This window comes from Pseudomonas sp. S11P7 (genome assembly GCF_023195435.1).
Classification (GTDB): Bacteria; Pseudomonadota; Gammaproteobacteria; order Pseudomonadales; family Pseudomonadaceae; genus Aquipseudomonas; species Aquipseudomonas fluorescens_G.
Genome location: NZ_JALPKS020000002.1, coordinates 45,939 through 65,377, shown reverse-complemented (window position 1 = coordinate 65,377; position 19,439 = coordinate 45,939). Strand labels below are relative to the sequence as shown.

Genomic DNA, 19,439 nt, shown 5'->3' with positions numbered 1-19,439 from the left:
GCAATGTGGTCGCTGAGCGCCTGGCGTCGCCGGCGCATCCTGGCAAAGCACCCGATTGCCGACGATGTCTGGCAACGGGTGCGCCATCACCTGAGTTTTCTTGATGGCCTCAGCGCCGCGCAAGACCAGTGGCTGCGCGAAGCCTGTGTGCTGTTCCTCGAAGACAAACACCTGAGTACCCTGCCCGGCGTCGAACTGCATCGGGAACAACGCCTGTTGCTTGCCGCCCAGGCGCAATTGCCGCTGCTCAACCTCGGCGATTTGAACTGGTATCAGGGCTTTCATGAGATCGTCCTTTACCCCGACGACTTCCTCAGCCCGCAACGCCATCGCGACGCCAGCGGCATCGAGCACGAGTGGGACGGCGAACACAGCGGCGAAGCCTGGCAACAGGGGCCGGTGATTCTCGCCTGGCCGGGCGTCATGGCCAGCGGCGGCTGGGAAGGCTACAACCTGGTCATTCACGAACTGGCGCACAAACTCGACATGCTCAATGGCGATGCCAACGGCCTGCCGCCGCTGCACGCCGACATGCGTGTCAGCGACTGGGCCGAGGTGATGCAGGCGGCCTACGACGACCTCAACCGCCAGCTCGACCATGATCCAGACGCCGAAACAGCCATCGATCCATACGCGGCGGAAAACCCGGCGGAGTTCTTTGCAGTCACCAGCGAATACTTTTTCAGCGCCCCGGATCTGCTGCACGAGGCCTATCCGCAGGTGTACGCGCAGTTGCAGCTTTTCTATCGCCAGGACCCGTTGGGCAGGTTGCGGCAACTTCAGGCCACAGACCCGGTCTATCAGGCGCACGAGTAAGCTGTACACGACTTTCGGTCCATGGCGCCGACGGCAGAATATGCCTATAATCGCCGCCACTTTTTGGTCAATCCGGCCAAGTGTTTTTGGTCAACTACGGGGGCAACGCCCAATGAGCTACAGCAAGATTCCGGCTGGCAAAGACCTGCCGAACGACATCTACGTCGCGATCGAGATCCCGGCCAACCACGCGCCGATCAAATACGAAATCGACAAAGACAGCGATTGCCTGTTCGTTGACCGTTTCATGGCCACCCCAATGTTCTACCCGGCCAACTACGGTTACATCCCGAACACTCTGGCTGACGACGGTGATCCCCTCGACGTGCTGGTCGTGACTCCTTATCCGGTTGCCCCGGGTTCGGTGATCCGCGCGCGTCCGGTCGGCATCCTGAACATGACCGACGACGGCGGCGGCGATGCCAAAGTCATCGCAGTGCCACACGACAAGCTGTCGCAGCTGTACGTCGACGTGAAGGAATACACCGACCTGCCGCCACTGCTGATTCAGCAGATCGAGCACTTCTTTGCGAACTACAAGGATCTCGAAAAAGGCAAATGGGTCAAGATCGAAGGCTGGGCCGGCGCAGACGCCGCCCGCGAAGCGATCACCAAGTCGGTTGCCGCCTACAAAGGCTAAGCGACGGCTCGCTGCGTGATGCTTGAGAAAACCCCGGTTGATCCGGGGTTTTTTATGCCCGGCCAAAGCTCTCTTAAACAAGCTGTTTAGAGCGGACTACAGAAAAGTTTTAAGCCGTGTAATTTCCCACAAGTGCGTCTTACATCCCGTCGCAAAATTCAGCCCGATTTTGAACGCGCGGTTTATTCAAACCGCTCTGGCACGGCCGTAGACTCCGTGTTTATGAGAAAGAACACTAGCGGTCCAAGATTCAAGGCACTCCTGGAAGCTGCGAACATCTCGACGACGGGTTTCGCAAAGTTCTGGGGCACGGAAGCCCAAAATGTCCACAACTGGTACACCCGGGGCGTCCCGGCGTATCGCATGGAAGAAGTCTCACGCCTGCTGTCCGTCAACAGCGAATGGCTGAAAACCGGCGAAGGCACCAAGGAATCCCCCAACCTCAGCCCACCGGCCAGCAATGGCGATACTTTCGACGCCAACGACCCCCATGGCAGCTACCGGTTCATCAACCCCAACGACCTCGAACTGGTGTTCCTCAAGGAAACGCCGCTCGACAGCAGCGACAAGACCCACGTCATCCAGGACCCGGACCTGTCCATCCGCCTGCTGCGCGCCCACCTCGACCAGCTCGAAGTACGCCCCGACGACGCCATCTGCGCCCACATGATCGGCAACAGCATGGCCGACCGCATCGAAGACGGCTCCATCGTCGCCATCGACCGCAGCCTCACCCAGGTCGTCGACGGCGAAATCTACGCCATCGAACACGACGGCATGCTGCGTATCAAATACCTGCACCGCATGCCCGGCAACGGCCTGCGCCTGCGCAGCCACAACAGCGCCGAATACCCCGACGAAGTCTTCCGCCCGGCACAGATCGAGGAGCAAAGGATTCACATATTGGGCTGGGTGTTCTGGTGGTCGACGGTGAGCAAGCGCCGGCCGGTGGTGCCGTTTCTCTGAATTGACGCAGCTTTTGGCTTTTGCACCGAACCCTGTGGGAGCCAGCCTGCTGGCGATGAAGCCCTGATAATCGGTACAAATCTCGAATTTGTCCGAAGGCAATCGCTCTAAACCGCACTTCAGACTGGGAATCCCAAGCAAAACTCAGTATCCTGCGCCCCACATTTGCGCATCGACCCGCTCCCGCGGCTCAGATGACGCCCGACGTGGCAGACCAACGTCTGACCAAGTCCCACAGCCGGACGCAAGATCCGGATGTACGTTTTGAAGGCTGGCGCGGCTTACCAAAAATAAGCCAAGCCAGTCCCCGAGAAGCCGGCCACAAGCCGGCTTTTTAATGCCTGAAGATCGATTGTCCTACCGGTCCGGAAGCCGCATTTCCGCTAGTCGAGCGCTCGACGCCTTGCTAGCGTAACGACAAACGTCATTACAGGAATCTCCTCATGGCTTCCATCAACATTCGAATGGACTATGAGCTAAAGCAGCGCTCAGTTGCCGCTCTCGAAAAACCTGGCGTCACGCCTTCCGAACTTTTGCGCCAGACGCTTCAATACGCCGCCGAGCGGGGCAAGCCACCTTTTACAGCGGCATTGCTCAGCTAAGAAGATGAAGCGCTCATCGCCGTCGTCGCCCAACGTCTCGCCCCTCCGCAGCGAGTCAAGGTGAGCCCGGATGACCTGCGAGCTTGAATTTGGTCGATGTGCGCTAAGGAATGGAACAGGCTGAGCAGACGCCGCCAAGGGTGCGAAGGATAGTCACTTTAGAAAGTCAAAAACGCGTACAAGGACGTCAAAACATGCAATTTGCATCACGCTACATACCGTACAGATTCAACATCCTCATCGCGGCTTTAGGTTTCAGCCTCTCCGGCTGCGTCGGTGCCATCGTGGCATTGCCTGAGAAAACAACGCTTAAAACTGACGAGTACAAAGCTCTTAGCGCTCGCTCGATCCACCCAGCGGTCACCCGAACCGTGCAAGCAACACCTACGCGTGAGTGGTGTGGCATCACGATTTGGGCGCTAATTATTCCTGTGCCGTTGAAATTGCCCGTGTGTTCGTCGTACTCCGAGCAATCCTTTGGACGTGACGCGTATGGCGATGAAATCGTTTTGCTCAATTCAAAACAAACGGTACCGTCGCCGTTCTATGCCTGTGGCCCGTTAATGGCGCTGGGGCCGATTGTGCATAGTTATCAGGGCAACGCGCTTTGCGGCGTTTTTCCTGATTAGCCGGGGCTCACGGATAACTAAACGACTTCACCAACGTCAACTCCCCACCGCCCGCATCGGCACCAGAAACGTCTCCATCTTCTCACTCGGCGTGCCTTCTTCGGTGATCACCGTCACCTGCGCCGTGGTCAGCGCCTGCACTGCCTCATCGCCGCCTTCATCGTCCTGACGATACCCACCGCCGTAATAATTCACATACACCAGATACTGGCCTTTGATCGGCGCGGGCATGGCGGCGATTTCCGGGCCGTAGCCGGTGGTGACGTCGACGTCGAGGGCGGCGCCGTTGGGTGCGACGCGGTTGCCGTACCAGATGTGTGCGCCGTCGGGAGTGATCAGGTGCAGGTCGAGGTCGGTGCCGTCGCTGTCCCACGCCAGCAAAACGCGCAGCTTGGCCGGGGTGGCGCCGCCGCGGGTGTTGAGGAACTGAGTGCGGTGGCGTTGTTGGCCGTCGGGGCTGCGGACTTCAACGCTGTTGCTGCCGTTGGGGAAGGAGAACGGGCGGTCGAAGCGGCCGCTGGCGTCGATTTTCAGTGGCATGCTGACGCCGTTGACGATCAGGCGGCCGGGCTGGTTGTTTTTGGCGCTGGCTTTGATTTCGCCGCTGATGCGCGCGGTGTTGGCCTGGCCGATCGGGGTGTTCACCGACGAAGCCGGGTAGTTGACGGTCTGGCGGAAGCTCTCGCCCTCGCCTTCCGGGGCGCCGCTGCGCCAGCCGCTGATCGGGGTGTCGAGCTTGACGCTGTCGGCGGCATGGGCCGACGCCAGCGCGGTCAGCGTGCAGAGCAGCAGCAAGACCTGGGGATAACGGAGTGTCATGGTCTATTCCAGCAAAAGGTGACGGGCGAGCCCTTCGATGTAGGTTTCGTCCTGGCCGTTGGGGTGAGCTTCAAAGGCCAGGTGCAGGTATTCGTGGGTTAGGTCGAGGCGATCCTGCAACGACAGTACGCCGCGCACGTAAATGCGCTGGCGCTCGCGGTCGACGAAGGGCCGGCCGAAGGCCAGTTTGCATACGGCAAAAGTGCTGACGTCGTTGTAGCCGGTTTCGCTGGCAAGCTTCGGCCGCCAGCCACGTCGCTGTTTTTGCAGCCAGTCTTGCGCGGCGGGCAGCGCTTCGCAGGAGGCGACCGGGTTGTCCCAGCGGCTGAGGCTGGCGCGCGGATAGGCGTGCAGCAAGATCGCATCGTAACGCTGGCCGGCGTTGGCCTGTTCGACGGCTTGTTGCCAGGCGAGTTTGTCCGGGCCGGGTTGGTCGGAGTGATAAGTGACGGTGCTGCCAGCGAGGACCAGATCCGCAGTCCATGCCGCGATATTGCGTGACTCGGGTGAGGCCGGGCGTGGGGCGACGCGTTGGCGGTTGCTGCTGTCGTCGATGCTCAGACAGTCGCCATTGCGCGTGGCGTTTTGCAGCAGGTAAGTGCGAATCGCCACGGCGAGCGCTTTGGCGGCTTCGGCCGGTTGCGCCTTGGCTTCGCGCTCAAGCACGCGGGCAACATATTCTTCGCGATCAAGCCGGGCGACCAGTTTGTCGTTGAGCAAAAACAGTTCACCGCCGCTATGGATATCCAGCGCGTTGCCGTTGGCGAATTCGACGCGGTAGTCGCCCTGTAACGGACCGGACGTCACTGTTCGCTCGCCCCTCGAAACTCGTGCAAGCGGGTATTTCGAAAACAACCCGACTTCGACACAACGCCCCGCCTCCGCCGGCCATACTGTTGGCAATACGGTCGTCAGTGCCTGACCGTAATGGCGCAAGATCATCTGACTGGTGCCGCGCCCACCGGCCCAGACTGGCGCGCCATCCGCTGTCCAACCGGCAAAGCCCCCTTGGCGCGACTGCGGATCCTGATCGCCGAGCCAGCTCCAGGTTTTCACCCGCAAGCGTCCGCCCAGTTCGCCGACGACATTGCCGTCCGCCGCGCTCAGCACCACGTCGAGCAGCACCCGCCGCGCCTGATCCTGCGCCGGCAGCGAGGCCAGCACCTTGAGCAACTCCACGATGGAAACACGTTGCGCTGGCTGCACCGAGGGCAGATCCAGCAACCACGATGGCGCCTGTCGCGCCTGCCAATAGCTGCGCCAATCGGCAGCAGAAATGCCCAACCGCGCCGGTTCAAAATACAAGCCGCAGGATTTCACCAACGCTTGATCGCGCTCGATCTTGCCGCCCGCGGTGCAGCAATAGACTTCTTCTTTTGACTGCCCGCGACATTCATAAGCCGGCTCGCGCGCGCCGGTATCGACCAGCCAGGCGTAGACAAACAACTTCCACAGACTGCCCAGCGGCGCTTCCAGCGAGGGAGGCAACGGCTCGCGCGCGAGCAGTTGCGTCTGGCTCAGCGACAACAGTTGGCCCTGATAGGCCACGCGCAACGGCTCGTCCTGCGCCGTTGCCAGCGCAGGCATCATCCCGATCAACAGCCACAGCAGCCGCCGGATCATGTCAGTTGACCGTGACCTGACCGAGCGCAGCTTTGGTTTCCTGAGCCTGATGCTGCGGCGCGTAGACCTGCTTGAAACGCACCGGCGGCAGGTTGAACTGGCCTTTTGCGAGAAACGCACCAGATGGCGCAGGCGCAATTCACCGCTCAGCGCATCCACCGGCACTGCATAGGCCAGTTGTCCCGGTTCGAACCGGGCCTTCTCCAGCGCGGTCGGTTCGCTGCCATCCTTGCCCTGCAACTTGATGCCCCAGGTGGTGCGCTCGACATCGGCGCCCGGTGGCAGCGGCACTTCGAGCATGCCGTAGCGCAGCGGTTTCGGCGCCTTGCTGGTGAGGATCACTTCGTCCAGATACAGGCTGTCGCTGGACAACGGCTTGCTGCCCACCGGCTCGAGTTTGAAGGCGAACGCTTCGTCGCCCGGTACCAGTCGCGACAGGCGACGGGTGATGGTCACGGCCATCGGATCGACCGCTGGCTGTTGGGTCTGGAAGCTCAGCGCCGCGCGCAGCGGACGCTCTTGCGTGCCGGACACGCTCAACACGCTTGGGACCGATGTCGGACCCTGCCAGGTCCAGTACATCTCGCCGCTCGCGCCGTAGTTTTTCTTCCAGCCTTCACCCGGTGTCAGGGCGATGGTCGGCGACGCCTGGGCGATGCTGCGTTGCAGCCAGGTCAGCGCCAGCGCCCGTTCGAGGGTCGATTGTTGCGGCAGCAGACGTTGCAGCAGCGCTGTCGCACTAGCCTGATCAAACGGTTGCAGCGACAGGTTGAGTGCTTCGACAAAAGGCTGCGAACTGGTCGCCAGACGTTGTTGTGCTGCGCCCAGTTGACGATTGAACGCTTCAGGCAAAGCGACTTTCGCCTGCGTGGCCAACGATGCAGTGAGTACCCGCGCCGCCGCCAGACCGAGCGCCGAATCCGGATCGTTCATCACCAGACTGTCTTCGCCATCGTCCAGCACGGTTTCAGCACTGCCCTCACCGGCCTTGGCCAGATCGTCGATCAAACCGCTGAGCAGCGTGTTCACCGGCAGATGCATCTGTTTGGCGAACGACAGAATCAGCGCCCGTTGCAGCAGCGGCGTGTTCGGCGCTTGCTTGGCGTAGACCTCCAGCACCCGCTGCCAATGCTCCGGAGGCAAGGTCAGTTCGAGCACCTGACTGGCGTTCCAGTCAGCGTAATAAGCGTAGGCCGTGAGGAAGGCATCCGGCTCGCCGTCATAGCCCCACCAGGTAAAGCTCGCCGACGGCCCGGCCATTTGCACCAGCCGCAAGCGGCTGTTCTGCATGATCAGGCGCAAGCGATCGCGAATCTGCGGGTTCGACGCCAGCGAGGGATAGGCAATGCTCAGCGGCAGCAACCGGCTGGCGGTCTGCTCGACGCCGCCATACGGGTAGCTGAGCAGATCATCAAGGGCGGATCGGAACAACGCTTGCGGACTGTCATCCAGACGCAGGCGGATATCCGTGGCATCGGCCGGCAGACTCAGCGGCGTATCACCGCTGGCAACCTCGAGACTTTGCGTTTGTGTCACTTGCCAGCCATCGCCGGTTGCACTCAGGCGCACCGCCAAGGCGTCAGCGGTCTTGCCGTCCTGCACCAGCTCCGCCGTCCACTCACCGGAAGCCAGGGCGAACGCCGGAATCGGCAGGTAGTTGATGCCGTTTTTCAGAGTCACCGGTAGACGCTCCTCAGCGCCGGCATAACGCGTGACCAGTTCAGCCTTGAGCGGCTTCTCGGCCTGACTGAACGCGAACACGCCCAGTTGTGGCTGATCGCCCTTGCGGAATTTGCTCGGCCCGCTCCACTTCAGGTACAGCGGTTTTTCCGAACGGACGAACTGCTTCTTCTGCCCGACCTGACCGTCATCGGCGATTGCGCGAGCAGTGATGCGCCAGCGGGTCAGCGAATCCGGCATCTTGAAGGTGAAGCGGGTTTTGCCGTCGGCACCGGTCAACAATTCCGGCTGCCACGCGGCGGTGTCGACGTCTTCGCGACGCGGCCGCTCCAGCACCTTCACCCCGCGTTCGCTGCGGTTGGCCTTGCCCGGTGCGCCGGGGCTGCCGGGCAACGCCACGTCATAACTGATGAACGACAGGCTGGCGCTGGTGCGCACGTTATTGCGGCGCGGGTGATAGAAGAACTGGTCGATGGTCGGCGCGACTTCCGGTTGCAGCGCGTAGACCATTTCATCGACAACGCTGACGGTCAGGTGCGCCGGCACTGCCTTGCCGGCGAATTGCGTGGTCAGGTCAACCGTGACCGTATCGCCCGGCAGATAGACCGCCTTGTCGGTGCTGATCGCCACGTCGATCTGTGGCGCGACCACTTTGATCCCGGCGTTCTGGAAGCTGTACTGACCGCCCTTGGTGTAGAGCACGGAGAAGGTCAGGTTCGGCGCGAAATTGTCTTTCACCGGGATGCGCGCGCGGTATTGGGTGCCGCTGAGCTTCTCCAGTGTCAGCCAGTCAGCGCCCTTGGCCAGCAGCGCGGTGGCTTCGACTTTGTCGCGTTCCAGCGACAGCAATGCATCGCTGACCGGCTCGGGGAAGGTGATCAGCGCCAGCGCTTCATCGCCGGCCTTGTATTCAGGCTTGTCGAGAACGATCTCGACGGTACCCGGCACGGCTTTGACGCCGTCGCCAGTCACTGAATAACCAGTGGCGCCAAGGACGCGACCGTGTTGATCCTTCAACGTCAGGTTGTAGGTGCCCGGGCGCTCGAACGCGAGGCTGAAGCCTTTGTCGGTGGCGGCGAGTTTGCCTTCGCCGGTGCTCTGGTCTTCGAGACGCACCCAGCCATAGCTGCTCGGCGTCACCGCTTTGCTCTGTTCGGTGCCACCTTCATTCGCGTAGCTGAAGGCAACCTTGTCGCCGACCGCGCTGAAACGCTGCGGCGCGCTTAAACGAAAACTCGCCGCGCCACGGTCGATGAGGATTTCCTTGGTGGTCTTGACCCGATACGCCGCGCCATCGCTGGCAAACACGGTGAGCATGTAACGGCTCGGTTTGTCGGCGGCCGGCAGGTCGAGGGTCGCATTGCCTTTGCTGTCGGTGGTCAGTTCGGTGCTGGTCAGTTCCACCGGGAATTGCCCGAGGTATTGCAGTTCATTGTCGACCATCGACAATTGCTGGGCGCGCAGGCTCAAACTCAGCTTGGCGTTGGCCACCGGTTTGCCGTCCGGGTAGAGCAGCACCAGACTGCCCTTCACTGGCTCGCCGGTGCGGTAATCCTGCTTGGCCAGATTCAGGGAAATCTCGAAGTGCGGCTTGATGTATTCGGCGACACGGAAGGCGCTGCTATAGGCCTGATCCTTGTAGCTGAAACGGATCTCGTAACCGCCGGCCACGGCGTTGTCCGGCAACTGGAAACGGCCCTGAGTACCGGCCTTCGAATCGAGTTTGAGGTCGAGGTGTTGCAACTCGGTACCGGTCGCGTCGAGCACGCTGACGCTGACGTCCGCCGCCCCGGGCAATACCGAATCGCGGGCGTTCTTGAATTCGCGACCGACGATTTTCAGCGACACCCAATCGCCCGGGCGATACAGCGGCCGGTCGGTGAAGGCATACAGTTTGGTGTCGTAGATTTCGCTGTCGTAGTAGAAGTTTTCCGAGACAAACACGCCGCCCTCTTCGTCCTCGCCGATGACGAACGAACGCTCGGGGCTTACGTGTTTCAGGCGCAGCAAACCGTCGCTGTCGGTCGCGCCGCTGCTCATCACCCCGAGGCCGTCGGTCCACAGCACATTGACCTTCGGCACCGAGCTGCCTTCGTGTTTGCGTGCGGCCCAGACCAGCAGTTCGTCACCGGCAATCTTGCTCACCGCCACGGTGTTGGAAACGAAGACCATGGTCGTCGCGCGGTACTTGCCGATCAGCGCCTCGACCAGGTACAAGCCCGGTTTCAGTTGACCCAACGGAATGTAAACGTTGCCCGGCGCGACGCTGACGAAATCACTGGAAGATCCGGCCAGATCGACCCCGGCCGGCGGCTGAATCGGCTTGGCCTGCCACAGCGGATAACGGAACTGGCTGACCACCGGCAGGCCCGGAATCAGCGCAAATTGCGGTTGCGCGTCGTACGGCGTCGGCGCGGCCATCGCGTCGCCCATCTTCAGTTCCGGCACTTCTTCGGTGACCTGTTTGCGCGACTCATAAGAGAACGCGCGCTGCATCACCCGACGGGATTTGCGGTACCAGTTGTCCCACAGGTACGCGAGGGTGTTGGACAGCCCTTCGCCCTTGAACTGGCCGTCGCTGACCACGCGGTGCAGGTTTTTCTGACGCTTGAGAAAATCCAGCGGTTTGTCGATGCGGTACACGCGAATGTCGGCGCCGCCATACGGTTCCATGCGGAAACGCCGGTAGTCACGGCCCGGCGCTTCGAGGCGCACCATGGCCTGTTCGTCCGCCGCAAAACTGCTGTCGGCGAGCAGAAAGAAGCTTTCGCCGGACACCGGCGTGTAACCGCTGGGCTCGACCGAATCGTCGGCATGGACGGTCGCCAGTGGCAGCAACAGGGCCAGCAGCAGAGGAATTCGGGAGCAGATACGCAACATGCGGGCACCGGTCATTGGGAGAGAAAATTCAGTCGATAGACGCCGATGAAGTTGGGGTTGGCTGCGTCGGGTATCCATCGGGTGTCCTTCCATGTCATGAGTTGCTGCAGGCTTGCCGAACGCATGCCGTTGTCTGTGGGAGTGGTGGTGCCGGTGTGATAGGCGATGTAGCGGCCCATCCAGATCATCAGGTGCTGGTCGTCGCCCTGATCGAAAAACATCAGATCACCGGGCCGTGCCTGCGACACGTCGCGGCTGACCAAGTGACTGTTGAACTGAATCAGTTTGATCGCGTTGACGTACGGCCCGACCTTGCCACCACCCTGCTGCCACTGTTGCGCGAGCTTGCGCTGTTCGTCGCTGAGCGACAGTTCCGGCGGCAGGTAGCGATTGGACAGGCCATTGCTGCGCAGCCACCTGTCATCGTGGACCTTCAGCGCTTCGTTGGCAGCGAAGCGCACCAGCCCGGCGCAGTCCTGCTGATACCAGCGCGGACTCGGGCCCTGGCTCAGTTGCTCTTGCGCAATACGCACGAACCAGGCGCGGAACACCTGCGATTGCGCCGGATCCAGCGCTGGCGCTTCGACGGCGCGGGCGCCCGCGCTGAGCAACAGCGCGAGCAGGCCGAGGCTGCGGATCAGTGCAGTCACAGCGCTTTCCATTCCAGCGGCAGCCATTGCCAGTGGCCGTCCGGCTCGCTGCCTTCGGGCAAGGTCAGGGCATATTTGCCATAGCCGCCGAGGGTGCGCAGTTTCGGCAGCAGATAGGTTTGCGCGGCGTTGAAGAATACCGGCTCCATGTCCTGCGGCAGGCTGTCGAGGGTTTCCTGCTGCATCAGTTGGGCCATCGAATCCGGGCCGAAATAGATCGGCATCAGCACGTCTTTCGGCAATACGTCAACCATCGGCGGGAAGCGTTTGTCGAGAGTACCGAGGGCCTTGTCGATAAGTTTGTCGTCCAGCGAAAACAGCAGCGTCGAGCCGTGTCGGGCGAGGCTGACGTTCATGAACGCCTTGCCGGAAATCGCCTCCGGGTTCTGCGCAGTCTTCGCCGCATACGGACCGAAATTCGAGCTGACCTGACGCTGCCAGACGTGGCTCTGGCCTTGCTGTTTCTCGACCACCGGGAACACGTTTTGCGCAACGTTGGGCTCGAACGCGCCGACCATCGAGCCGAACAGCTTGCCCAGATCGTCGTCGAGCTTGCTGCTGTCTTCGTCTTTCAGGCTGGCCACCAGCAGCGGGGTGTACAAGCGTGAATCGGCGTACCAGCAAAGGCCGGCCGCACCGGCGACGTGCTCGGTCAGCGTCTGCGCCACGGCGTCGTCGGCGCCGAGCTTCACCAGTAGCGGTTTCTGCGGTTCGGCTGCCACCGGCAAGGTTACGCAGGCACTGGCGCCCAGCGGCATGGCCTGCCACACCGGTTTGAAATCGAAGTCCGGCTGGTTTTCCAGCTCGTCCATGGCCAGGTAGCTGTGCCAGCCCTTGTCGTCCATGTCGAAACGCAGCCCGGCGAAATTCGGGATAAAGCGCTGATAGCCCATGGCAAGCACGCTGGCATTGACCGACAGCCGCTGCTTGGTTTCAGGGTTTTTCGCCGGCAGACCGAACGCTTCGGGAAAGAGTTTTTCTCCGTTAAGCAATGCCGCCAATGCTTGCGAGGAAACGTGGCCGGATTCTTCAGACGCGCCGTTTTCAGGGTCGTAGTACTTGGCCGGGTTGGACAACACCACGAGTTTGTCGCCATGCGAAGCGAACAGCAGCGATTTGCTGGCGTTGTAGCTGAGCTGATAAAGCGGCACTTCGTCGCTGCCGACCTTGAGATTGCCGATGACGCTGAGCTGGCTGTCATCCAGCGCGACTTTCGCCAATGGTTCGAGCACTTTCGCCAGCCCGCCGCGATCCATCACCAGCAGGAAATCCTTCAAGCGGCCATCGGCGCCACGCCACAGCGCGACATCAGCCGGCTGATCGAAAAGCTGCTCGATCAGGCTGTCCTGCAATTTCAGATCATGCTCGTAGACGATCCGCCGCAGGCTGCCGATCAGGCCGAGGCGATCGGCATGGGTTTCGTAATAGAAGACGAAATCTTCGGTCAGCGTGGCCTTGAGGAACGGCACCGTCAGCAGGTCTTTGGGCAACTGACTCAGCGAGCGGGTTTCCAGCAACGCGTCCGGACGACTGAGACCGAGCTTGTCACTGGCCAGTTCGGCCGGCGGCGCCTTGGGCTTGAGCAGCAGCCAGCCGAACCCGCCCGCCACGCCGGCGATCAGGCACAGCCCGAGCAACATCAACGGCCAGCGCCGCGAAGGTTTGGCAGCCGGAGTAGCAGCAGCCGGGGTAGCAGTGTTATCGCTCATGTTCACAACATCCGAGTTCATCCGTGGCGGGATGCTTAATAGTTGAAAGTCTTGACCAGCAGCAGATCACCGATCGCGCGCAGGGGCACGATGAAGGTTTCGCGTTTTTCGTCGACGGTGTTTTCGTTGAGCACCAGCGTGATTTGCGAGGTGATCACCTCGTTCTGGTTGCTGGTCTCTTCGAAGTTATAGCCGCCGGCGCCGTAGTTGCCCCAATAGTTGACGTAAACCAGATAGGCGCCGTGCAGCGGCGCGGTCATGGTGAACATCTCCGGGCCCGGCCCGTCGACGCCATCCGGGTCGAGACCGCCGCCATTGCTCAGCGCCGGCCGCGCCCAGAACGCATGCTGACCGTCGGGGGTGACAATATGCAGATCGAGTTCGGCTTTCGGGTCGTCCCAGCCCAGGACAAGACGAATCCGCGCCGGCGTGCGCAGATGATTGGCTTCATAAAATTGCACGCGCTTGAGCGACTGACCCTCGGCGCTGATCACCTCGACACTGTTGGAACCGGCGCCGAACGCATACGGCCGGGCGAAGCGGCCCTGGTCGTCGGTGTACAGATTGAGTGGATTGCCATTCACCGCGAGGCTGTGCGGCGGGCGCATATGGCCGAGGGCCTTGAGCTGACCCTGGATCATCGTGCGATTGCGCTGGACGCCGCGATCGATCGGCGGCGTCGGATAGGCGACCTGCGGATTTTCCGTGCGATCGAGCAAACCGTGATAGCGCCAGCCACCCACCGGCTCCGACAATTCGGCACTCGGCGCAGCCGCCCACAGCCCCGGCGCACAGGCCAGGCCGATCAGCAGCAACAGAAATGAACGCATGTGACGCCTCCTGCCATGCCCCAACGAAACCTTGCACCCGATCCTCGGCGCTTCACAGCGGTGAACTGCGTTTCGTCTGATGAACCCGCGAATGCGGGTCGTCGAAGGCGCGAAGATTAGCGATTCGGCAGTTTTTTAACAATCGGATACATGTGCTTTTGCTGTAGGAACTGCGCTGTTTGTGGGACGTGAGCCGAATAGCGCGATTATTCGGCTCACAAAATGAGCCGAATAATCCTCAGCCCTTGTACATCGTCACTGGAACCTTGAGCGTAGACGCCGCTCATTTGCCCATACCCCCCTATCTGCTAGTGTCGCGCCGGTTTAACGTCTACCGGAAATTGCCGCCATGGCCCGCAAAAAAGCTGCACTGGATTTCGAACAGTCCCTCGCCGACCTGCAAACACTGGTCGAGCGTCTGGAGAACGGTGAATTGTCGCTGGAAGACTCGCTGACCGCTTTCGAGCAGGGCATCGGTCTGACCCGTGACTGCCAGGCAGCGCTGGCGCAGGCCGAGCAGAAGGTGCAAGTGCTGCTGGAGCGCGATGGCGAACTCGCCGAGGAACCCTTCGACGCGGAACAGCCAGAATGATTGCAGCGTATTCGGCGACCAGCCAGGCCCGGGTCAACGCGGCGCTGGACAGCCTGTTCAATGCGCCGCTGCCGGAGTTGGCGCGGCTCTACGAAGCCATGCGTTACAGCGTGATGAACGGCGGCAAACGCGTGCGTCCGTTGCTGGCTTACGCCGCGTGCGAAGCGCTCGGTGGCAAGGCCGAGCAAGCCAACGGCGCGGCCTGCGCAGTGGAGCTGATTCACGCATATTCGCTGGTACACGATGATCTGCCGGCGATGGACGACGACGATCTGCGTCGCGGCCAACCAACGACCCACAAGAAATTCGATGAAGCGTGCGCGATTCTCGCCGGTGACGGTTTGCAGAGTCTGGCGTTCAGCGCCCTGCTCGACCCGCGTCTGAGCGATTGCAGCAGCGACATTCGCCTGCAAATGGTCACTGCGCTGGCGCAGGCTGCGGGCCCGGCGGGCATGGTCGGCGGCCAGGCCATCGATCTTGGCTCGGTCGGCTTGAAACTCGATCAGAAAGCCCTTGAACAAATGCATCGGCACAAGACCGGCGCGCTGATCGAAGTCAGCGTGCGCCTGGGCGCCCTCGCCAGCGGCCGGGCCGAGGCGGACGAACTGAAATCCCTGCAGACGTATGCACAGGCCATCGGTCTCGCGTTTCAGGTCCAGGACGACATTCTCGACGTCGAAAGCGATACCGCGACCCTCGGCAAACGCCAGGGCGCCGACATCGCCCGCGACAAGCCGACCTACCCGGCCCTGCTCGGCCTCGACGCGGCCAAGGCCTATGCGCTGGAGCTGCGTGATCAGGCGCTGCACGCCCTGCGACCGTTTGACGCGGCGGCCGAGCCGTTGCGCGAGCTGGCCCGGTATATCGTCGAGCGGCGCAACTGACGGCGAATCGGCCAAAAAAGACCAACGCGTGGGCAGGGGCCGATGCATCAGGTAAACTGCCGCATCTTCTATACCTATAACGATTCGCCTGATGCCCACGACGTTTCATGAGATTCCCCGCAAGCGCCCGACCACGCCCCTGCTCGACCGCGCGAATACGCCGGACGGCCTGCGCCGGTTAGGCGAAGCCGAGCTGGAAACCCTGGCCGATGAGTTGCGCCTGGAACTGCTCTACACGGTCGGCCAGACCGGTGGGCATTTCGGTGCCGGCCTGGGCGTGATCGAGCTGACCATCGCGCTGCATTACGTCTTCGACACGCCGGACGACCGGTTGCTGTGGGACGTCGGCCATCAGGCGTATCCGCACAAGATCCTCACCGGCCGTCGCGAGCGCATGGCCAGCCTGCGCCAGAAGGACGGCATCGCCGCGTTCCCGCGTCGTTCCGAGAGCGAGTACGACACCTTTGGCGTCGGCCATTCCAGCACTTCGATCAGCGCCGCGCTGGGCATGGCGATTGCCGCCCGCCTGCAGGACAGCGATCGCAAGGCCATCGCGGTGATCGGCGATGGCGCGTTGACCGCCGGCATGGCCTTTGAGGCGCTGAACCACGCGCCGGAAGTCAACGCCAACATGCTGGTGATCCTCAACGACAACGACATGTCGATCTCGCGCAACGTTGGCGGGCTGTCGAATTATCTGGCGAAGATCCTTTCCAGCCGCACCTACGCGAGCATGCGCGAAGGCAGCAAGAAAGTCCTCTCGCGCCTGCCGGGAGCCTGGGAAATCGCCCGTCGCACCGAAGAATATGCCAAAGGCATGCTGGTCCCGGGCACGCTGTTCGAAGAGCTGGGCTGGAATTACATCGGCCCGATCGACGGCCACGACCTGCCGACCCTGATCGCCACACTGCGCAACATGCGTGATCTGAAAGGCCCGCAGTTCCTGCACATCGTCACCAAGAAAGGCAAAGGCTTCGCCCCGGCGGAAGTCGACCCGATCGGTTACCACGCCATCACCAAACTCGAGCCACTGGACGCGCCGGCCGCCGCGCCGAAAGCCGCCAGCGGGCCAAAGTACTCGGCAGTGTTCGGCGAGTGGCTGTGCGACATGGCCGCCAGCGACCCGCGTCTGGTCGGGATTACCCCGGCAATGAAGGAAGGCTCGGATCTGGTGGCCTTCAGCGAACGCTTCCCGCTGCGCTATTTTGACGTGGCGATTGCCGAACAACACGCGGTAACGTTCGCCGCCGGCATGGCCTGCGAAGGCGCGAAACCGGTGGTGGCGATCTACTCGACGTTCCTGCAGCGCGGTTACGACCAGCTGGTGCATGACGTCGCCGTACAGAACCTCGACGTACTGTTCGCCATCGACCGCGCCGGTCTGGTCGGCGAAGACGGCCCGACCCACGCCGGCAGCTTCGACCTGTCGTACCTGCGTTGCATCCCGGGCATGCTGATCATGACGCCGAGCGATGAAAACGAGCTGCGCAAAATGCTCACCACCGGCCACCTGTACAACGGCCCGGCGGCGGTGCGTTACCCGCGCGGCAGCGGCCCGAACGCGACCATCGAGAAAGACCTCGAGCCAATCGAAATCGGCAAAGGCATCGTCCGCCGTCAGGGCAGCAAAGTCGCCCTGCTGGTGTTCGGCGTGCAACTGGCCGAAGCGTTGAAAGTCGCCGAGAAGCTTGATGCCACGGTGGTCGACATGCGCTTCGTCAAACCGCTGGATGAAGCGCTGGTTCGCGAGATCGCCGCCAGCCACGAGCTGCTGGTGACCGTCGAGGAAAACGCGATCATGGGCGGCGCCGGTGGCGCGGTCAGCGAATTCCTCGCGCGCGAGAACATCCTCAAGTCGATGCTGCATCTGGGCTTGCCGGATATCTACGTCGAGCATGCTAAGCCGGCGCAAATGCTCGCCGAATGCGGGCTCGATGAGGCCGGGATCGAAGCATCGATTCGCCAACGGCTGGCGCTGCTCGACCGCTAACTCGCTGAACACGCAATACCTGTGGGAGCGGGCTTGCCCGCGAAGGCGTCGGCACAGTCAACCTTGATGTTGAATGTACCGGCCTCTTCGCGGGCAAGCCCGCTCCCACAGTGTTTTGTGGAAGCATAAAGTTTGTGTACATCTGCAATTTCTCACGGACCACCGATGAACCTCTCGCGCCTCGCCCTGCCCTTCTTCCTGCTGCCGACCGCCAACACCTTCGCCGATACCTTCGAGCGCGACCAGGCCCTGAAGCTGCCCGACATGCTGATCAGCGCCAACCGCCAGGTCGAAGCCCGCAACGACAGCAGCGCCGCCAATACCGTGTTCACTCGCGAAGACATTGATCGACTGCAACCGAGCGACGTCCCTGACCTGCTGCGCCGCGTACCCGGCGTGCAAGTGGCGCAGACCGGCGGGCGCGGCAGCCTGCCGGGTATTTACATTCGCGGCACACAGTCGGCGCAGAGTCTGGTACTCGTCGACGGCCAACGCATCGGCAATTCGACGTCCGGTGACAGTAATTTGCAGCATTTGAATATCGAGCAGATCGAGCGCGTCGAAGTGCTGCGCGGTTCACGCTCGGTGATTTATGGCAGCGATGCGATTGGCGGGGTGATCCAGATCTTCACTCGTCGCGGCAATGGCCAGGGCTTGCAGCCACGCCTGCACATGGGCTTGGGCAGCAACCAGAGCTGGGAGCGCAGCCTCGGCTTATCCGGGGGCGACGATAAAACCCGCTTCAACCTTGGCGCCAGCCTCGATGAAAGCGCCGGCATCGACCGCACTCACGACTCCTACCCGAGCGACGGCGATCACGACGCCTACCGCAACCAATCCATCAGCCTGAGCCTCAGCCATGCGCTGACCGCAGACATCGAGGTCGGCGCCAATCTGCTGGATAACCGTGGCAAAAGCGAATTCGACAGTCCATTCGGTAGATATGACTTCGCGACGAATCGGTCCTACCAACAACAGCCCTACAGCGATTTCAACGTCAGCAGTCTCAACAGCTACGTCGACGCGCGGGTCAATGAACGCTGGAAAACCCGCCTCGAGTTCGGCCACACAGAGAACCGCGAAAAAACTTTCGACAAGCTCAGCGACGAACGCACGGTATTCAACACCTACCGTGATTCGGTGAACTGGCAGAACGACCTGACCCTCGATGCGCGCAACAGCCTGATTCTCGGCGGCGACTGGTACGAGGACCGCATCAACAGCAGCACCGCGTTCGACGAGGACAGCCGCTGGAACCGCGCCGCGTTTATCCAGCACCGCTACCAGGGCGACAGTTTTTCCACTGAGCTGGGCCTGCGCCATGACGACAATCAGCAGTTCGGCAGTCAGAACACCTGGAGCGGCACCTTCACCCTGCCGCTCAACCCGGACAACGATGTGTTGCTGAGCTACAGCGAAGGCTTCCGCGCGCCGACCTTTAATGACCTCTACTACCCGGATTTCAGCAATCCTGATCTGAAACCGGAAACCTCGAAAAGCTACGAGCTGCAATGGCGCAGCCAGTTGAGCGACAGCAGCCGCCTCGAAGCGTCGATCTATCGCACCGATCTGGAGGACGCGATTATTTTCGGCAGCAATTCGCGCCCGGAAAACGTCGCTTCGGCACGGATCAATGGCTTTGAAGCGGCGCTCAAGCAGGACCTGTTCGGTTGGCAGAACAATCTGGGCGTTTCGATCATCGACCCGCGCGACCGCGACAGCGGGCACACCCTGGCGCGACGTGCGCGGCGAACGCTGAACTGGGATCTGGATCGGCAGTTCGACCGCTTGAGCCTGGGCGCGAGCTGGCAGGCGGTGAGCAGCAGTTATGACGATCGCGACAACCAGCAATCATTGGGTGGCTATGCGCTGTTCGGCTTACGCAGCAGTTGGGCGCTGAATCGCGAGATCAAGCTGGATCTGAAGGTCGACAACCTGTTCGACAAGGGTTACAGCCGGGCCAATTACAGCTATGACGGCAGCCAGTATGGGTATCGCGAAGAAGGTCGGGTGTGGATGTTTGGGGTGACCTGGACGCCAGAACTCTAATCGGGTTTTGTGGTGGTTTGGCGGGCCTCTTCGCGAGCAGGCTCGCTCCCACAGTGGATCTCTGTTGCACTCAGATCCCG

Annotated in this window: 12 protein-coding genes and 3 pseudogenes; 9 read left to right on the top strand and 6 right to left on the bottom strand. The window is 61.7% G+C overall.

What is annotated here, in order from left to right:
• Nucleotides 1-3 precede the first annotated feature (3 nt).
• From M0746_RS00360 to M0746_RS00340, 5 genes and pseudogenes are all read left to right on the top strand, one after another.
• Nucleotides 4-816 carry a M90 family metallopeptidase gene (locus M0746_RS00360; RefSeq protein WP_258447884.1) on the top strand — a complete coding sequence of 271 codons (813 nt, stop codon included), beginning with the start codon at nt 4-6 and terminating at the stop codon, nt 814-816.
• Between the two features lie 112 nt (nt 817-928).
• Nucleotides 929-1,456, top strand: coding sequence for an inorganic diphosphatase (gene ppa, locus M0746_RS00355; protein ID WP_003205933.1), 528 nt, complete (start codon nt 929-931; stop codon nt 1,454-1,456).
• 222 nt (nt 1,457-1,678) lie between these two features.
• Nucleotides 1,679-2,422, top strand: coding sequence for a S24 family peptidase (locus M0746_RS00350; protein ID WP_258447883.1), 744 nt, complete (start codon nt 1,679-1,681; stop codon nt 2,420-2,422).
• 443 nt (nt 2,423-2,865) lie between these two features.
• A pseudogene (locus M0746_RS00345) lies at nt 2,866-3,111 on the top strand (type II toxin-antitoxin system RelB/DinJ family antitoxin).
• 107 nt (nt 3,112-3,218) lie between these two features.
• Nucleotides 3,219-3,653: a hypothetical protein gene (locus tag M0746_RS00340; RefSeq protein ID WP_258447882.1), complete on the top strand. Its 435-nt coding sequence runs from the start codon at nt 3,219-3,221 to the stop codon at nt 3,651-3,653.
• Between the two features lie 7 nt (nt 3,654-3,660).
• Here M0746_RS00340 and M0746_RS00335 read toward each other — a convergent pair.
• From M0746_RS00335 to M0746_RS00310, 6 genes and pseudogenes are all read right to left on the bottom strand, one after another.
• Nucleotides 3,661-4,472, bottom strand: a pseudogene (locus M0746_RS00335) (YfaP family protein).
• Nucleotides 4,473-4,475: 3 nt separating this feature from the next.
• A complete protein-coding gene (locus tag M0746_RS00330) occupies nt 4,476-6,095 on the bottom strand; it encodes a DUF2300 domain-containing protein (protein ID WP_258447881.1) in 1,620 nt (539 codons plus the stop codon).
• Between the two features lies 1 nt (nt 6,096).
• Nucleotides 6,097-10,670 (bottom strand): annotated as a pseudogene (locus M0746_RS00325) (alpha-2-macroglobulin family protein).
• Nucleotides 10,667-11,317, bottom strand: coding sequence for a DUF1175 domain-containing protein (locus M0746_RS00320; RefSeq protein ID WP_258451415.1), 651 nt, complete (start codon nt 11,315-11,317; stop codon nt 10,667-10,669). The pseudogene M0746_RS00325 and the gene M0746_RS00320 overlap by 4 nt, the downstream one beginning before the upstream one ends.
• Nucleotides 11,302-13,014, bottom strand: a complete 1,713-nt coding sequence (locus M0746_RS00315; protein ID WP_258447880.1) for a DUF2138 domain-containing protein — start codon at nt 13,012-13,014, stop codon at nt 11,302-11,304. Before M0746_RS00315 ends, M0746_RS00320 begins: the two co-directional genes overlap by 16 nt.
• Nucleotides 13,015-13,049: 35 nt before the next feature.
• Nucleotides 13,050-13,844: a YfaP family protein gene (locus tag M0746_RS00310; RefSeq protein WP_258447879.1), complete on the bottom strand. Its 795-nt coding sequence runs from the start codon at nt 13,842-13,844 to the stop codon at nt 13,050-13,052.
• Between the two features lie 349 nt (nt 13,845-14,193).
• Here M0746_RS00310 and M0746_RS00305 point away from each other — a divergent pair, with 349 nt between their 5' ends.
• The 4 genes from M0746_RS00305 (at nt 14,194) to M0746_RS00290 (ending at nt 19,359) form a co-directional block, all read left to right on the top strand.
• Nucleotides 14,194-14,436, top strand: a complete 243-nt coding sequence (locus tag M0746_RS00305) for an exodeoxyribonuclease VII small subunit (protein ID WP_003228627.1) — start codon at nt 14,194-14,196, stop codon at nt 14,434-14,436.
• Nucleotides 14,433-15,320 (top strand): (2E,6E)-farnesyl diphosphate synthase, encoded by an 888-nt coding sequence (gene ispA / locus M0746_RS00300; RefSeq protein ID WP_258447878.1) that lies wholly within the window; start codon nt 14,433-14,435, stop codon nt 15,318-15,320. Before M0746_RS00305 ends, ispA begins: the two co-directional genes overlap by 4 nt.
• Before the next feature lie 91 nt (nt 15,321-15,411).
• On the top strand, nt 15,412-17,310 hold the full coding sequence (dxs, locus tag M0746_RS00295; RefSeq protein ID WP_258447877.1) for a 1-deoxy-D-xylulose-5-phosphate synthase: 1,899 nt from the start codon (nt 15,412-15,414) through the stop codon (nt 17,308-17,310).
• 165 nt (nt 17,311-17,475) lie between these two features.
• Nucleotides 17,476-19,359 (top strand): TonB-dependent receptor domain-containing protein, encoded by a 1,884-nt coding sequence (locus M0746_RS00290; protein WP_258447876.1) that lies wholly within the window; start codon nt 17,476-17,478, stop codon nt 19,357-19,359.
• Nucleotides 19,360-19,439: the final 80 nt, after the last annotated feature.

Bases quoted from the DNA above. Each gene is read 5' to 3' on its own strand.
- M0746_RS00360 (WP_258447884.1), top strand. From the start codon at position 4: ATGTGGTCGCTGAGCGCCTGGCGTCGCCGGCGCATCCTGGCAAAGCAC.
- ppa (WP_003205933.1), top strand. From the start codon at position 929: ATGAGCTACAGCAAGATTCCGGCTGGCAAAGACCTGCCGAACGACATC.
- M0746_RS00350 (WP_258447883.1), top strand. From the start codon at position 1,679: ATGAGAAAGAACACTAGCGGTCCAAGATTCAAGGCACTCCTGGAAGCT.
- M0746_RS00340 (WP_258447882.1), top strand. From the start codon at position 3,219: ATGCAATTTGCATCACGCTACATACCGTACAGATTCAACATCCTCATC.
- M0746_RS00330 (WP_258447881.1), bottom strand. From the start codon at position 6,095: ATGATCCGGCGGCTGCTGTGGCTGTTGATCGGGATGATGCCTGCGCTG.
- M0746_RS00320 (WP_258451415.1), bottom strand. From the start codon at position 11,317: ATGGAAAGCGCTGTGACTGCACTGATCCGCAGCCTCGGCCTGCTCGCG.
- M0746_RS00315 (WP_258447880.1), bottom strand. From the start codon at position 13,014: ATGAGCGATAACACTGCTACCCCGGCTGCTGCTACTCCGGCTGCCAAA.
- M0746_RS00310 (WP_258447879.1), bottom strand. From the start codon at position 13,844: ATGCGTTCATTTCTGTTGCTGCTGATCGGCCTGGCCTGTGCGCCGGGG.
- M0746_RS00305 (WP_003228627.1), top strand. From the start codon at position 14,194: ATGGCCCGCAAAAAAGCTGCACTGGATTTCGAACAGTCCCTCGCCGAC.
- ispA (WP_258447878.1), top strand. From the start codon at position 14,433: ATGATTGCAGCGTATTCGGCGACCAGCCAGGCCCGGGTCAACGCGGCG.
- dxs (WP_258447877.1), top strand. From the start codon at position 15,412: ATGCCCACGACGTTTCATGAGATTCCCCGCAAGCGCCCGACCACGCCC.
- M0746_RS00290 (WP_258447876.1), top strand. From the start codon at position 17,476: ATGAACCTCTCGCGCCTCGCCCTGCCCTTCTTCCTGCTGCCGACCGCC.